The following is a 13,870-nucleotide window of genomic DNA, read 5'->3' on the forward strand; positions in this document are numbered from 1 at the left end:
GAGCACCCGCTTTTCTGCCCCGCGCAAACCCACAGCCTGTGGACAACCGGACGCCCGACGAACCGATCGCGTTAACATGACGAGAAATCGTCCGGTACCCGAAGCGGACTGGAACGGGAAGGCCGTCGTCGCGTGAGTACAAGCCAACAGCCAGACCCCAGGGACCGCCCCGCGCGGCTCACCGTCGGCGTCGTCGGCGCCGGCCGTGTGGGCCCGGCGCTCGCCGCGTCCCTCCAGCTCGCCGGACACCGCCCGGTCGCCGTCTCGGGAGTCTCCGACGCCTCCCGGCGCCGGGCCGCGCTGCTGCTGCCGGACGTGCCCGTGGTGCCCCCCGCCGAGGTCCTCCAGCGCGCCGACCTGGTCCTGCTGACCGTCCCTGACGACGCCCTCCCCGGCCTCGTCGAGGGCCTCGCCGAGACCGGCGCCGTACGGCCCGGCCAACTGCTCGTGCACACGTCCGGGCGGTACGGCGCGCGCGTCCTGGACCCCGCCCTGCGCGCGGGCGCGCTGCCGCTGGCCCTGCACCCGGCGATGACCTTCACCGGCACCCCCGTGGACGTCCAGCGCCTGGCCGGCTGCTCCTTCGGCGTGACCGCGCCCGACGAACTGCGGCTGGCCGCCGAGGCCCTCGTCATCGAGATGGGCGGCGAACCGGAATGGATCGCCGAGGACAGCCGCCCGCTCTACCACGCGGCCCTCGCCCTGGGCGCCAACCACCTGGTGACGCTGGTCGCCCAGTCCATGGAGCTGCTGCGCACCGCGGGCGTGGCGGCCCCCGACCGCATGCTCGGCCCGCTGCTCGGCGCCGCCCTCGACAACGCGCTGCGCTCCGGCGACGCGGCGCTCACCGGCCCCGTCGCGCGCGGGGACGCCGGCACGGTCGCCGCGCACATCGCCGAGCTGCGCGAGCACGCCCCGCAGGCCGTCGGCGGCTACCTCGCGATGGCCCGCGCGACCGCCGACCGCGCGCTCGCCCACGGACTGCTGAAGCCGGAACTCGCCGAGGACCTCCTCGGGGTACTCGCCAACGGGACCGACGGCGCCGAGGGAGAAGCCGGATGACCACGAGCCAGCTGAGCACCGCCGACGAGCTGCACGCACGCGCGCGTGTCGGCCGCCGGGCCGTCGTGATGACGATGGGCGCCCTCCACGAAGGGCACGCCACCCTCGTCCGCGCGGCCCGCGAGATCGCCGGTCCGGACGGCGAGGTCGTCGTCACGGTCTTCGTCAACCCGCTCCAGTTCGGCGCCGGCGAGGACCTCGACCGCTACCCGCGCAGCCTGGACGCCGACGTCAAGCTCGCCGAACAGGCCGGCGCGGACGCCGTGTTCGCCCCCTCGGCGGACGAGGTCTACCCGGGCGGCGAGCCCCAGGTCCGCGTCGCCGCCGGGCCCATGGGCGGGCGGCTGGAGGGCGCGTCGCGCCCCGGCCACTTCGACGGCATGCTGACCGTCGTCGCCAAGCTGCTGCACCTCACCCGGCCCGACGTGGCCCTGTTCGGGCAGAAGGACGCCCAGCAGCTCGCCCTGATCCGCCGTATGGCGCGCGATCTGAACTTCGGCGTGGAGATCGTCGCCGTGCCGACCGTGCGCGAGGACGACGGACTGGCCCTGTCCAGCAGAAACCGCTATCTGTCCGCGGCGGAGCGGCGTACCGCGCTCGCGCTGTCCCAGGCGCTGTTCGCGGGCCGCGACCGGCACGCCGCGCAGGAGGCGCTGCGGGCACGCGCGCGTGAGGTGCCCGCCACGCACGCGCGCGCCGAGGCGCTCAGCGCCCTGGGCGAGTCCCGGGCCGCCGCCGACGCGCACGCCGTCGCCAAGGCCGTCCCCGGCGCGGCGGCGGCCGTCCGCGCGGCCGCCCGCCTGGTCCTCGACGAGGCCGTCCGCATGGACCCGCCGCTGCGGCTGGACTACCTCGCGCTCGTCGACCCGGCCGACTTCACCGAGATCGGGGACGACTTCACCGGCGAGGCCGTCCTGGCCGTCGCCGCCCGGGTCGGCACGACCCGGCTGATCGACAACCTCCCCCTCACCTTCGGAGCCGCCTCGTGACCAGCACAGGCATACGACTGCACGCGCCCGCGCCCGGGTGGTCCATCTCCGCGGACGTCGTGGTCGTCGGCTCGGGAGTGGCCGGCCTGACCGCCGCCCTGCGCTGCGAGGCCGCCGGTCTGACGACGGTCGTGGTCACCAAGGCCCGCCTCGACGACGGCTCCACGCGCTGGGCGCAGGGCGGTATCGCCGCGGCCCTCGGCGAGGGCGACACCCCCGAACAGCACCTGGACGACACGCTGGTGGCGGGCGCGGGCCTGTGCGACGAGGGGGCGGTGCGGCTCCTGGTCACCGAGGGTCCCGACGCCGTGCGGCGGCTGATCTCCACGGGCGCCCACTTCGACACCGACGACGACGGCGGCATCCAGCTCACCCGCGAGGGCGGCCACCACCGCCGCCGCATAGCGCACGCCGGCGGCGACGCGACGGGCGCGGAGATCTCCCGCGCGCTCGTGGACGCCGTACGCGCGCGTGGGCTGCGCACCGTGGAGAACGCCCTCGTCCTGGACCTGCTCACCGACGCGGAAGGGCGTGCCGCGGGCGTGACCCTGCACGTCATGGGCGAGGGGCAGCACGACGGTGTGGGCGCCGTGCACGCTCCGGCGGTCGTCCTCGCGACCGGCGGCATGGGCCAGGTCTACTCCGCGACCACCAACCCGTCCGTGTCCACCGGCGACGGCGTCGCGCTCGCCCTGCGCGCGGGCGCCGAGGTCAGCGACCTCGAGTTCGTGCAGTTCCACCCCACCGTGCTGTTCCTCGGCACGGACGCGGAGGGCCAGCAGCCCCTGGTCTCCGAAGCCGTGCGCGGCGAGGGCGCCCACCTGGTCGACGCCGACGGGGTGCGCTTCATGCTGGGGCAGCACGAGCTGGCCGAGCTCGCGCCCCGGGACATCGTCGCCAAGGGCATCATGCGCCGTATGCAGGAGCAGGACGCCGAGCACATGTTCCTCGACGCCCGCCACTTCGGCGCCGCCATGTGGGAGCACCGCTTCCCGACGATCCTGGCCGCCTGCCGCGCCCACGGCATCGACCCGATCACGCAGCCCGTCCCGGTCGCCCCGGCCGCCCACTACGCCTCCGGGGGCGTGCGCACCGACTCCCACGGCCGCACCACCGTCCCGGGCCTCTACGCGTGCGGGGAGGTCGCCTGCACCGGCGTGCACGGCGCGAACCGGCTCGCCTCCAACTCCCTCCTGGAGGGCCTCGTCTACGCCGAGCGCATCGCCGCCGACATCGCGGACCACCGCGCGGCCGACGGCCTGCACGCGCGGGTGCCCGCCCCGGTCGAGCACCCGGCGACGCCCGCGCATCCGCTGCTGGCCCCCGAGGCCCGGTTCGCGATCCAGCGCACCATGACCGAGGGCGCCGGAGTGCTGCGCTCGGAGCAGTCCCTGGAGAAGGCCGCAGACCAGCTCCAGCGGCTGCACACCGAGGCCCGCGACGCCCTCGACGAGAACGGCAAGACCGCCGAGCCCGGCGTCGACACCTGGGAGGCCACCAACCTCCTGTGCGTGGCCCGCGTCCTGGTCGCCGCAGCCCGGCTGCGCGAGGAGACCCGTGGCTGCCACTGGCGCGAGGACCGCGCCGAGCGCGACGACGCGAACTGGCGCCGTCACATCGTCGTACGGCTGAATCCGGACCGGACGCTCGCCGTGCGGACCACCGATACCGCAGACTTCCCCCCTACCCGGCAGCACCAGCAGGAGCAGTGACAGAAGTGAGCACCCCCGAGGACCTTCCCCTCGTCGAGAGCGCCGGCTGCGGCGACGGCTGTGCGTGCGGCGACGCCGCAGCCGGTGACGACGAGGCGTTCATGGAGTGCGGGCTGGACCCCGCGCTCGCCGAGCTCCTGGCCGACGCCGGGCTCGACCCGCTGGAGGTCGAGGACATCGCCAACGTCGCCATCCAGGAGGACCTGGCCCACGGCGTGGACGTGACGACCGTCGCGACCATCCCCGAGGAGGCCGTGGCCACCGCGGACTTCACCGCGCGCGAGGCGGGCGTGGTGGCGGGCCTGCGCGTCGCCGAGGCGGTGATCTCGGTCGTCTGCACGGACGAGTTCGAGGTCGAGCGGCACGTCGAGGACGGCGACCGCGTGGAGGCCGGGCAGAAGCTGCTGTCGGTCACCACGCGTACGCGTGACCTGCTGACCGCGGAGCGCAGCGCGCTCAACCTGCTGTGCCGCCTGTCGGGCATCGCGACCGCCACGCGCGCGTGGGCGGACGTCCTGGAGGGCAGCAAGGCGCGCGTGCGGGACACGCGCAAGACGACGCCGGGTCTGCGCGCGCTGGAGAAGTTCGCGGTCCGCTGCGGCGGCGGCGTCAACCACCGCATGTCGCTGTCCGACGCGGCCCTGGTCAAGGACAACCACGTGGTCGCCGCCGGCGGCGTCGCCCAGGCCTTCGAAGCCGTGCGGGAGGCCTTCCCGGACGTGCCGATCGAGGTCGAGGTCGACACCCTGCACCAGCTGCGCGAGGTCGTGGACGCCGGCGCGGACCTGATCCTCCTGGACAACTTCACCCCCGGCGAGTGCGCGGAGGCCGTCGGCGTCGTCGGCGGACGCGCGCTGCTGGAGGCGTCCGGCCGGCTCACCCTGGACAACGCCAAGGCGTACGCCGACACCGGCGTCGACTTCCTGGCCGTGGGCGCCCTGACCCACTCCTCGCCGATCCTGGACATCGGCCTCGACCTGCGCGCGGCGGAGTAGGAGCGGGAACCGGTCATGCTGCTGACGATCGACGTGGGCAACACCCACACCGTGCTCGGCCTGTTCGACGGGGAGGACATCGTCGAGCACTGGCGGATCTCGACCGACGCCCGCCGCACGGCCGACGAGCTCGCGGTCCTGCTCCAGGGACTGATGGGCATGCACCCCCTCCTCGGGGTGGAACTGGGCGAAGGCATCGACGGCATCGCCATCTGCGCGACCGTCCCCTCGGTGCTGCACGAGCTGCGCGAGGTCACCCGCAGGCACTACGGCGACGTGCCCGCGGTGCTCGTCGAGCCCGGCGTGAAGACGGGCGTGCCGATCCTCTTCGACAACCCCAAGGAGGTCGGCGCCGACCGCATCATCAACGCGGTCGCGGCCAACGAGCTCTACGGCGGCCCCGCGATCGTCGTCGACTTCGGCACGGCGACGACGTTCGACGCGATCAGCGCGCGCGGGGAGTACGTCGGGGGCGTCATCGCGCCCGGCATCGAGATCTCCGTGGAGGCACTGGGCATCAAGGCCGCGCAGCTGCGCAAGATCGAGGTGGCCCGCCCGCGCAGCGTGATCGGCAAGAACACGGTCGAGGCGATGCAGGCGGGCGTCGTCTACGGCTTCGCGGGTCAGGTCGACGGCGTCGTGAGCCGGATGGCGCGCGAGCTGGCCGACGACCCGGACGACGTGACGGTGATCGCGACGGGCGGGCTGGCGCCGATGGTGCTGGGCGAGTCCTCGGTGATCGACGAGCACGAGCCCTGGCTCACCCTGATCGGGCTGCGCCTGGTCTACGAGCGGAACGTGTCGCGCATGTGAGCGGGGCGCGGGTGCGGGTGTGCGGGTGCGGGCCGGCCGGTGGAACCGGGCGCGCCACGCCCGTCCGTTATGTCGAACTTGTCTGATTAGCGCGTATCGTCGCCGCATGCCCACGCCATACGGATCCCGCGGCGGCATGGCGTTCGGCGCGGAGGAGCTGCGTGTGCTCCGCCGCGCCCTCGCCCTCGCCCTCCACCCCGGCCCCGCCTCGGCCGAGGACGTCCAGGACTGCCATCGCCTCGCCGAGTCCCTCGACGAGGCGACGCGGGAGGCCGCCCGGCTGCGGGCCTTCCTGGTGGCCGACCTCGGCCGCTACCGCGCCGCCCTGCCCGGCACGGCGGCCGGTTACCTCCGGCTCCTGGAGGAGGTGCTGGGCGCCGGATACCGGCCCGTCCCCGACGACCTCGCCGCGCTGCGGGCCCTGCGGGGCACTCCGGCCGCCGCGACCCTCCTGGCCCGCTGCCAGACGCTCGCCGAGCAGGACGTACGAGCCCGTCTGGCGGGCCGTACGGCCTCGCGGGACGTCCGGGTCGCCCCGACGGTCCCGGCGTCCCGTACGCGCCTCCTGGCCCTCCCCGGGGGCCGTTCCGGGGAGGTGCGACCGGAGGGCGGTGACGTGCTCTGCGCCGTCGCGCCCGTCGCCGCCGGCCCGGCGGACAAGCCGAAGAAGAAGCCCGCCGAGAAACCGGCGACGCCCGCCCCCGGCCCCGGCCCCGTCCCGGTGAAGCCCCCCGGCCCAGACGCCCCCGGACCGGTCCGCCGGCCCGTCCCGACGCCGGGCGAGGTGTTCCCGCGCCGCAAGCCGGCCGAGCCGCCCGCCGACGCCGGGCGGGCGCTGGTCGCCGGCTGACCGGGCCCGCCGCGGACCCCGCCCCGGGATACGGTCCGGCCGTGGCTACCCTGGATCCATGGACTACGTCTCCGCGCTCCTGCCCCCCGTCGTCATGGCCGTCTTCTTCGTCGGCGTGATCAGGGTGATCGTGAAGACCCAGGGCGGGTCCAACAAGGCCAAGGAGGACGCGGCCGTCGACGCCGCCCTCGCGCGCGCGGAGGCCGCCCGACCGGCCTCCGGGGCGGCCGACGACTGACCCGACCACCCCTTCCGGGCGTACGACTCCGACACCGTCGTCGGGTCGTGCGCCCTTTTTGTTGGCGTTGCCGAGGAAAGCGCACGTCCGACACGCGATGGGCGGGATCTACCACTATTGTCTGAGCTGTGCCTCGCCCATTGGGAGAACTCGAAGACGCGGTCATGACGCGGGTATGGAAGTGGAACCGCCCGGTGACCGTCCGAGAAGTCCTGGAAGACCTTCAGCAGGAACGCTCGATCGCGTACACCACGGTCATGACCGTTTTGGACAATCTCCATCAGAAGGGCTGGGTCCGCCGTGAGGCGGAAGGCCGGGCCTATCGATATGAGGCGGTCTCCACCCGGGCCGCCTACGCCGCCGCCCTCATGAACGACGCCTGGGCGCAGAGCGACAACCCCGCGGCCGCTCTCGTCGCCTTCTTCGGCATGATGAGCGAGGAACAGCGACAGGCGCTCAGCGACGCCGTACGCATCGCCCAAGGTCCGGAAACGCCCGCGCCGCCGCCCGCGGAAGCCGGGAGTGCCGGCGAGAACCCCGGCTCGGCAACGGGAAGCGGCGGGCGATAGCGTCCGCACATGTCAGCACGGACCTCCGAAGTCAGCGCTAAAGCCATCACCGTCCGCCGGGCCCGGACCAGCGATGTCCCCGCCGTGCGACGTCTCCTTGACGCGTACGTCCGTGGCGGCATCCTGCTCGACAAAGCGACGGTGACGCTTTACGAGGACATCCAGGAGTTCTGGGTCGCCGAACGGGACGACAACGCCGAGGTGGTCGGCTGCGGCGCCCTGCACGTGATGTGGGAAGACCTCGCGGAAGTCCGCACTCTCGCCGTGAAGGACGGGCTGAAGGGCGCGGGCGTGGGCCACCAGTTGTTGGAGAAGTTGCTGCACACCGCCCGCTGGCTCGGCGTTCGCCGCGTTTTCTGCCTGACCTTCGAAGTCGACTTCTTCACCAAGCACGGCTTCGTGGAGATCGGTGAGACGCCGGTCGACACCGATGTCTACGCGGAGCTGTTGCGTTCCTATGACGAGGGCGTCGCGGAGTTCCTCGGTCTCGAACGAGTGAAACCGAACACCTTGGGCAACAGCCGGATGCTTCTGCATCTGTGATCGCCGAGTCCATTCCGGACCGAGCCGCCTTGCGTGGGTGCCCCTATGTCCGAAACGCGCACGTTTCCGGTCGCGGGATCGGCCGCGGGTCTCAACTTGGGGTTTGTGTTTTCCCAGCAAAAGCGGTTTGCTTTCCGACGTACTGCAGTACTGCATATAACAGGGGGCGGCGAAACGGCGGACGCCGGAGACCCCCGGCCCTCACGTTATCGATGAAAGGAAATCCGGTGGCACAGAAGGTTCAGGTCCTTCTTGTCGACGACCTCGACGGCGGCGAGGCGGACGAGACCGTGACGTTCGCGCTGGACGGCAAGACGTACGAGATCGATCTCACGACTGCCAATGCGGACAAGCTGCGCAGCCTTCTCGACCCCTATGTCAAGGGTGGTCGTCGTACCGGGGGCCGCGCTTCGGGCGGACGCGGAAAGGCGCGCGCCGCTTCCGGTGGCAGCCAGGACACGGCGCAGATCCGCGCGTGGGCGAAGGAGAACGGCTACGAGGTCAATGACCGCGGCCGTGTTCCCGCGACCATTCGTGAGGCTTACGAGAAGGCCAACGGCTGAGCACACGCGCGCCGGAGTCGGACACGGTGACAGTGCGTCGCCAGCGTGTTCACCAGCCGCACCAGATCGGGGGCGCCCCCACCGCCCCCCAAAGCCGACACCGTCGGCAGCAGGACCTCGACCTCGCACCCCGCCACGGGGGGCCGCAGCCAGACGGCGGCCCCCTGAGACGCCGCGGCGAGGCCGGGAGACCGCACCGCCCCGCCGGCGCCTGAGGGCGAGGGCGGCCCGGTGAGGTCCGGGGGCGACGGCGCTTCCATGGCGTCGCCCGTTCCTCTGGCCGACAGGTCGAGGGGGAGTGGCTCCCACTCCAGCCAGCGCAGGATCGCCGGCAGTTCCTCCGCACTGCCCGCGGCCACCAGGAGCCGCATCCGGTCGCCCCGCAGGGCCACCGGAGCCCCGGGCGGCAGATGGCGCAGCGCCGCACGGCCCGCCTCGGCCGGCACGTCCAGGACGTCGAAGCGCACGCCCACGGAAAGTCGTACCGGCTCCCCGGGCACCGTCGCCCACCCCAGTTCGTTCTCGTACCAGCCGCGAATGCGGTCGGCCGGAACAACCGAGTCATCCGGAACAGCCGGAACGGCCGAATCAATCGGAGCGGCCGAATCGCTCGGAGCGGCCGGATCGAGAGGACGACGCGGTGGAGGAACGATGGGAAGTGAGCGAACCATGCCGAGTGCAACCGTCCGGAAGCGCCGCGAGTTACGCTGTGTGTTTGTGTGACCGCGTACAGTGTCGCGATCGGGGGCGTGCGGGGGCATCCCGAGGCGCAAGGTTGTTCGCCCATAGCTGAGGGAACGGGCGCGCGCGGCATGGAGTGTCAGTCCCGACGGGTAAGACATCCCTAGTGGGAGGGGGCGACACGCAGATCAGGACGTCTCACGTTCGCCATCGGCGTACTGGCGATGGGGGTAACTGCCTGGCCTGCGGGAACATCGTCTCGCACCATCGGGTTGGAGCAGATGTCGGCGTTCGGGGTCAGGAGGCCATCGACGGTGTCGGCAGTTGGAATGAGCGGTCCCCGCTTGCGGGACTAAGCTGCGGAAGGACAGGGAGGGGAAGTTCCCCCCACTGCCTGACCGCTCTGAGGAGCGATTAACGATGTTCGAGAGGTTCACCGACCGCGCGCGGCGGGTTGTCGTCCTGGCTCAGGAAGAAGCCCGGATGCTCAACCACAACTACATCGGCACCGAGCACATCCTCCTGGGCCTGATCCATGAGGGTGAGGGTGTCGCCGCCAAGGCCCTTGAGAGCCTCGGGATTTCGCTCGAGGCGGTCCGCCAGCAGGTGGAGGAGATCATCGGTCAGGGCCAGCAGGCCCCGTCCGGGCACATCCCCTTCACCCCCCGTGCCAAGAAGGTCCTGGAGCTGTCGCTCCGCGAGGCCCTTCAGCTGGGCCACAACTACATCGGCACGGAGCACATCCTGCTCGGCCTGATCCGTGAGGGCGAGGGCGTCGCCGCCCAGGTCCTGGTCAAGCTGGGCGCGGATCTGAACCGGGTGCGGCAGCAGGTCATCCAGCTGCTGTCGGGTTACCAGCAGGGCAAGGAGACCGCCGCCGCCGGCGGTCCCGCCGAGGGCACGCCCTCGACGTCCCTGGTCCTGGACCAGTTCGGCCGCAACCTCACGCAGGCTGCTCGTGAGTCCAAGCTCGACCCGGTCATCGGGCGCGAGAAGGAGATCGAGCGGGTCATGCAGGTGCTGTCGCGCCGCACCAAGAACAACCCGGTCCTGATCGGTGAGCCCGGCGTCGGCAAGACCGCGGTCGTCGAGGGCCTCGCCCAGGCGATCGTCAAGGGCGAGGTGCCCGAGACCCTCAAGGACAAGCACCTCTACACCCTGGACCTCGGCGCCCTGGTCGCCGGCTCCCGCTACCGCGGTGACTTCGAGGAGCGCCTGAAGAAGGTCCTCAAGGAGATCCGCACCCGCGGCGACATCATCCTGTTCATCGACGAGCTCCACACGCTGGTCGGTGCGGGCGCCGCCGAGGGCGCGATCGACGCGGCGAGCATCCTGAAGCCGATGCTGGCCCGCGGCGAGCTCCAGACCATCGGCGCCACCACGCTGGACGAGTACCGCAAGCACCTGGAGAAGGACGCGGCCCTGGAGCGCCGCTTCCAGCCCATCCAGGTCGCGGAGCCGTCCCTGCCGCACACGATCGAGATCCTCAAGGGTCTCCGTGACCGGTACGAGGCGCACCACCGCGTCTCCATCACCGACGAGGCGCTGGTCCAGGCCGCCACCCTGGCCGACCGGTACATCTCGGACCGCTTCCTGCCGGACAAGGCGATCGACCTGATCGACGAGGCCGGCTCCCGGATGCGCATCCGCCGGATGACCGCGCCGCCGGACCTGCGCGAGTTCGACGAGAAGATCGCCGGCGTCCGCCGCGACAAGGAGTCCGCGATCGACTCGCAGGACTTCGAGAAGGCCGCCTCCCTCCGCGACAAGGAGAAGCAGCTCCTGGCCGCCAAGGCCAAGCGCGAGAAGGAGTGGAAGGCCGGCGACATGGACGTCGTCGCCGAGGTCGACGGCGAGCTGATCGCCGAGGTCCTCGCGACCGCCACCGGCATCCCGGTCTTCAAGCTGACCGAGGAGGAGTCCTCGCGTCTGCTGCGCATGGAGGACGAGCTGCACAAGCGGGTCATCGGCCAGGTCGACGCCGTCAAGGCGCTGTCGAAGGCGATCCGTCGTACGCGTGCCGGTCTGAAGGACCCGAAGCGTCCCGGTGGTTCGTTCATCTTCGCCGGCCCGTCCGGCGTCGGTAAGACCGAGCTGTCCAAGGCGCTCGCCGAGTTCCTCTTCGGCGACGAGGACGCGCTGATCTCCCTCGACATGTCGGAGTTCAGCGAGAAGCACACGGTGTCGCGTCTGTTCGGTTCCCCGCCCGGATACGTGGGTTACGAAGAGGGCGGCCAGCTGACCGAGAAGGTCCGCCGCAAGCCGTTCTCCGTCGTCCTGTTCGACGAGGTCGAGAAGGCCCACCCGGACATCTTCAACTCGCTGCTCCAGATCCTGGAGGACGGTCGGCTGACCGACTCCCAGGGCCGGGTCGTGGACTTCAAGAACACGGTCATCATCATGACGACCAACCTCGGCACCCGGGACATCTCCAAGGGCTTCAACCTCGGCTTCGCCGCCGCGGGCGACACGAAGACCAACTACGAGCGCATGAAGAACAAGGTCTCGGACGAGCTGAAGCAGCACTTCCGGCCCGAGTTCCTCAACCGCGTCGACGACGTGGTCGTCTTCCCGCAGCTGACCCAGGACGACATCCTCGCGATCGTCGACCTGATGATCAGCAAGGTGGACGAGCGCCTCAAGGACCGGGACATGGGCATCGAGCTGTCCCAGACCGCCAAGGAGCTTCTCTCCAAGAAGGGCTACGACCCCGTCCTGGGCGCCCGGCCGCTGCGCCGCACGATCCAGCGCGAGATCGAGGACACCCTCTCGGAGAAGATCCTCTTCGGCGAGCTGCGTCCGGGCCACATCGTGGTCGTGGACACCGAGGGCGAAGGCGAGGCCAAGACCTTCACCTTCCGCGGTGAGGAGAAGTCGGCGCTGCCCGACGTCCCGCCGATCGAGCAGGCGGCCGGCGGCGCCGGACCGAACCTGAGCAAGGACGCCTGATCCTTCGGGGACTGAGCGCGAGAAAGGGGCCGGTGCTTTCGAGCACCGGCCCCTTTCGCATGCCTGTGTCCGGTCCTGCCTTGGGTTACGACAGCTGCCCGTCGTAGTCCGGCAGCTTGTAGGTCTTCTCGGCGTGGCCGCCCGACAGGTCGGTGGAGCTGTTGCCGATGTTCGCGATGATCGTGTAGCCCTTGTTCTCGATGTCGACGCGCTGAGCGGTCTTGTAGGCGCCGACGTCCTTGAACAGGTCGAGCAGGCCGCGCACATAGAGGCCGGAGACCTTGTAACCGACGCGCTTGAGGTTGTAGTCGGTGAAGCCGGCGATGATGCCCGGCCGGGCGGTGACGAAGAACAGCGAGACGCCGCGCTCCTGCGCGTACTTGGCGATGTCGAGGACCGGCTTGTTGGCCGGCTGGGGGTAGCTGAAGCCGAAGTCGGTCTCCAGCGTGGTGTTGTCGATGTCCAGGACGAGCGCCTGCTTCTCGCCCGGCTTCGCGGCGGCGATGCGCTGCTTGAGGTACGGCAGGGCCTGGTTCATCACGCCCTGGCAGTCCGCCTGCCAGGTGGCGTAGTCGACGTCCGCGGCAGCCGTCGCGGACGCGGCCGTCGTCGTGGCGGCGGCTGTCGTGACGACGGCGGAGGCGCCGGTGGAGACTCCGGCGGCCGTCGCGGCCTGGGCGCCGGCCGGAACGGCCATCGCGGTGACGGTGGCCGTGGCCACGGCCGTCATGGCGATACGGCGCGTCCAGGTACCTCTGTTCATGGTGTGGGGGTCCTCTCACGTCCATGTGCTGCGGGTGTCGTGGGCATGCTCATCGGTGGGGATGGCTTGAGGGGAACCAGCGGGTTACCGGACGGTAGCCGGTAATGAGAAACCGCTCACAGCCGTATGCATATGAAGGTGATACGGGTCACAAGGCCTCGTGAATGCAGGGGAGTAGCCCCCGTCACATTCCTAAGTGCCTTCCGGGGGGCCGCCGGTGACATGCCGCACAGGCGAAATGTCCGTTACTAGATGGAATAGTGGTGGCGGCAATTCCGGCAAAACGGACATAAAGTTCACCGTGTGAGGTGAACTGCGGGCCAGGGGTGCGGCTTGGCAGGAAAACGGACTAAAAGCCCAACTGTCAAGAAGTATGCAGATAGCCGTCTTAGTACTAGCTATCGCCGTAGGTCACACATTTGAGGCGAGATGGATCCGGGGGTTACCAAGGGATGGCCATCCGGCGGACGTCCGTGCGTCGGGTGGTTTTCTCTGACCCCGGACCCATGAGGTTTTCCATGTTCCAGCGCGTCACGTTCCGTTCCTCCCGTACGTCCCTGCTCCGCTCCCGTGCGGCCGTCGGGGCCGCCGCCCTCGGCGCCTCGGTCGTGCTGGGGGCCGGAGTGGCGTCCGCCGCGCAGCCCGCGGCCGCCCAGGCCGTCGCCGCGAAGCCCGCCGCGAAGCCCGCCGCGGCCGCCGCCAAGAAGGCCGCCTCCTGGGTCGACCCGGTGAAGAAGTACCGGCTGTCCGCGAGCTTCGCCCAGAACGGCGGCATGTGGCAGTCCACCCACAGTGGTCAGGACTTCGCCGTGCCGAACGGCACCAAGGTCGTCGCGTCCCACGGCGGCACCGTCGTCAAGGCCGGCGGCAACGGCGCCGGCGACGGTCCGGCCTACGGCAACGCCGTCGTGATCAGGCACGCCAACGGCGTCTACTCGCAGTACGCCCACCTCTCGCAGGTCGACGTGAAGATAGGCCAGATCGTCAAGACCGGTCAGCGCATCGCCCTGTCCGGCAACACCGGCAACTCCAGCGGTCCGCACCTGCACTTCGAGATCCGCACGACCGCCAACTACGGTTCGGCTATCGACCCGGTGAAGTTCCTGCGCGGCAAGGGCGTGACCGTCTGAGGACGGACGTGCC

The 13,870-nt window shown here is 70.9% G+C and carries 14 protein-coding genes; 12 read left to right on the top strand and 2 right to left on the bottom strand.

The window, feature by feature from the left end:
• Positions 1-132: 132 nt before the first annotated feature.
• From ACFYX4_RS33910 to ACFYX4_RS33955, 10 genes are all read left to right on the top strand, one after another.
• Positions 133-1,062 (top strand): Rossmann-like and DUF2520 domain-containing protein, encoded by a 930-nt coding sequence (locus tag ACFYX4_RS33910; RefSeq protein WP_389341590.1) that lies wholly within the window; start codon positions 133-135, stop codon positions 1,060-1,062.
• Complete coding sequence (gene panC / locus ACFYX4_RS33915) at positions 1,059-2,051, top strand: pantoate--beta-alanine ligase (RefSeq protein WP_389341593.1); 993 nt, start codon at positions 1,059-1,061, stop codon at positions 2,049-2,051. Before ACFYX4_RS33910 ends, panC begins: the two co-directional genes overlap by 4 nt.
• Positions 2,048-3,763 (top strand): L-aspartate oxidase, encoded by a 1,716-nt coding sequence (locus ACFYX4_RS33920; protein ID WP_389341596.1) that lies wholly within the window; start codon positions 2,048-2,050, stop codon positions 3,761-3,763. Before panC ends, ACFYX4_RS33920 begins: the two co-directional genes overlap by 4 nt.
• Positions 3,760-4,758 (top strand): carboxylating nicotinate-nucleotide diphosphorylase, encoded by a 999-nt coding sequence (nadC, locus tag ACFYX4_RS33925; protein WP_389341599.1) that lies wholly within the window; start codon positions 3,760-3,762, stop codon positions 4,756-4,758. Before ACFYX4_RS33920 ends, nadC begins: the two co-directional genes overlap by 4 nt.
• 15 nt (positions 4,759-4,773) lie before the next feature.
• A complete protein-coding gene (locus tag ACFYX4_RS33930) occupies positions 4,774-5,571 on the top strand; it encodes a type III pantothenate kinase (protein WP_389341602.1) in 798 nt (265 codons plus the stop codon).
• A gap of 136 nt (positions 5,572-5,707) precedes the next feature.
• Positions 5,708-6,421, top strand: a complete 714-nt coding sequence (locus ACFYX4_RS33935) for a hypothetical protein (RefSeq protein ID WP_389341721.1) — start codon at positions 5,708-5,710, stop codon at positions 6,419-6,421.
• A 58-nt stretch (positions 6,422-6,479) separates the two neighbouring features.
• Entirely contained in the window at positions 6,480-6,659 is a 180-nt protein-coding gene (locus ACFYX4_RS33940; protein WP_389341605.1) for a hypothetical protein, read from the top strand.
• A 140-nt stretch (positions 6,660-6,799) separates the two neighbouring features.
• Positions 6,800-7,228: a BlaI/MecI/CopY family transcriptional regulator gene (locus ACFYX4_RS33945; protein WP_389341608.1), complete on the top strand. Its 429-nt coding sequence runs from the start codon at positions 6,800-6,802 to the stop codon at positions 7,226-7,228.
• Positions 7,229-7,237: 9 nt separating this feature from the next.
• Positions 7,238-7,771: an amino-acid N-acetyltransferase gene (locus ACFYX4_RS33950; RefSeq protein WP_389341611.1), complete on the top strand. Its 534-nt coding sequence runs from the start codon at positions 7,238-7,240 to the stop codon at positions 7,769-7,771.
• A gap of 227 nt (positions 7,772-7,998) precedes the next feature.
• Positions 7,999-8,334: an Lsr2 family protein gene (locus ACFYX4_RS33955; RefSeq protein WP_389341614.1), complete on the top strand. Its 336-nt coding sequence runs from the start codon at positions 7,999-8,001 to the stop codon at positions 8,332-8,334.
• Here the strand turns inward: ACFYX4_RS33955 and ACFYX4_RS33960 are convergent.
• Positions 8,313-9,005, bottom strand: coding sequence for an SCO3374 family protein (locus tag ACFYX4_RS33960; RefSeq protein ID WP_389341617.1), 693 nt, complete (start codon positions 9,003-9,005; stop codon positions 8,313-8,315). The genes ACFYX4_RS33955 and ACFYX4_RS33960 overlap by 22 nt on opposite strands.
• Positions 9,006-9,435: 430 nt before the next feature.
• On the opposite strand from ACFYX4_RS33960, the gene ACFYX4_RS33965 reads away from it, so the two are divergent.
• On the top strand, positions 9,436-11,964 hold the full coding sequence (locus ACFYX4_RS33965) for an ATP-dependent Clp protease ATP-binding subunit (protein ID WP_389341620.1): 2,529 nt from the start codon (positions 9,436-9,438) through the stop codon (positions 11,962-11,964).
• 85 nt (positions 11,965-12,049) lie between these two features.
• On the opposite strand, the gene ACFYX4_RS33970 is transcribed toward ACFYX4_RS33965, so the two are convergent.
• Entirely contained in the window at positions 12,050-12,727 is a 678-nt protein-coding gene (locus ACFYX4_RS33970; protein ID WP_389341623.1) for an HAD family acid phosphatase, read from the bottom strand.
• A gap of 518 nt (positions 12,728-13,245) precedes the next feature.
• Here ACFYX4_RS33970 and ACFYX4_RS33975 point away from each other — a divergent pair.
• Positions 13,246-13,857, top strand: coding sequence for a M23 family metallopeptidase (locus ACFYX4_RS33975; RefSeq protein ID WP_389341628.1), 612 nt, complete (start codon positions 13,246-13,248; stop codon positions 13,855-13,857).
• The last annotated feature ends 13 nt before the right edge of the window (positions 13,858-13,870 follow it).

The sequence above is a fragment of the Streptomyces sp. NPDC002328 genome, assembly GCF_042890065.1.
GTDB lineage: Bacteria > Actinomycetota > Actinomycetes > Streptomycetales > Streptomycetaceae > Streptomyces.

What these genes read in the sequence shown, in the direction of transcription:
- panC (WP_389341593.1), top strand. Translation starts at nt 1,059, where the DNA reads ATGACCACGAGCCAGCTGAGCACCGCCGACGAGCTGCACGCACGCGCG.
- ACFYX4_RS33930 (WP_389341602.1), top strand. Translation starts at nt 4,774, where the DNA reads ATGCTGCTGACGATCGACGTGGGCAACACCCACACCGTGCTCGGCCTG.
- ACFYX4_RS33935 (WP_389341721.1), top strand. Translation starts at nt 5,708, where the DNA reads ATGGCGTTCGGCGCGGAGGAGCTGCGTGTGCTCCGCCGCGCCCTCGCC.
- ACFYX4_RS33940 (WP_389341605.1), top strand. Translation starts at nt 6,480, where the DNA reads ATGGACTACGTCTCCGCGCTCCTGCCCCCCGTCGTCATGGCCGTCTTC.
- ACFYX4_RS33950 (WP_389341611.1), top strand. Translation starts at nt 7,238, where the DNA reads ATGTCAGCACGGACCTCCGAAGTCAGCGCTAAAGCCATCACCGTCCGC.
- ACFYX4_RS33960 (WP_389341617.1), bottom strand. Translation starts at nt 9,005, where the DNA reads ATGGTTCGCTCACTTCCCATCGTTCCTCCACCGCGTCGTCCTCTCGAT.
- ACFYX4_RS33965 (WP_389341620.1), top strand. Translation starts at nt 9,436, where the DNA reads ATGTTCGAGAGGTTCACCGACCGCGCGCGGCGGGTTGTCGTCCTGGCT.
- ACFYX4_RS33970 (WP_389341623.1), bottom strand. Translation starts at nt 12,727, where the DNA reads ATGAACAGAGGTACCTGGACGCGCCGTATCGCCATGACGGCCGTGGCC.
- ACFYX4_RS33975 (WP_389341628.1), top strand. Translation starts at nt 13,246, where the DNA reads ATGTTCCAGCGCGTCACGTTCCGTTCCTCCCGTACGTCCCTGCTCCGC.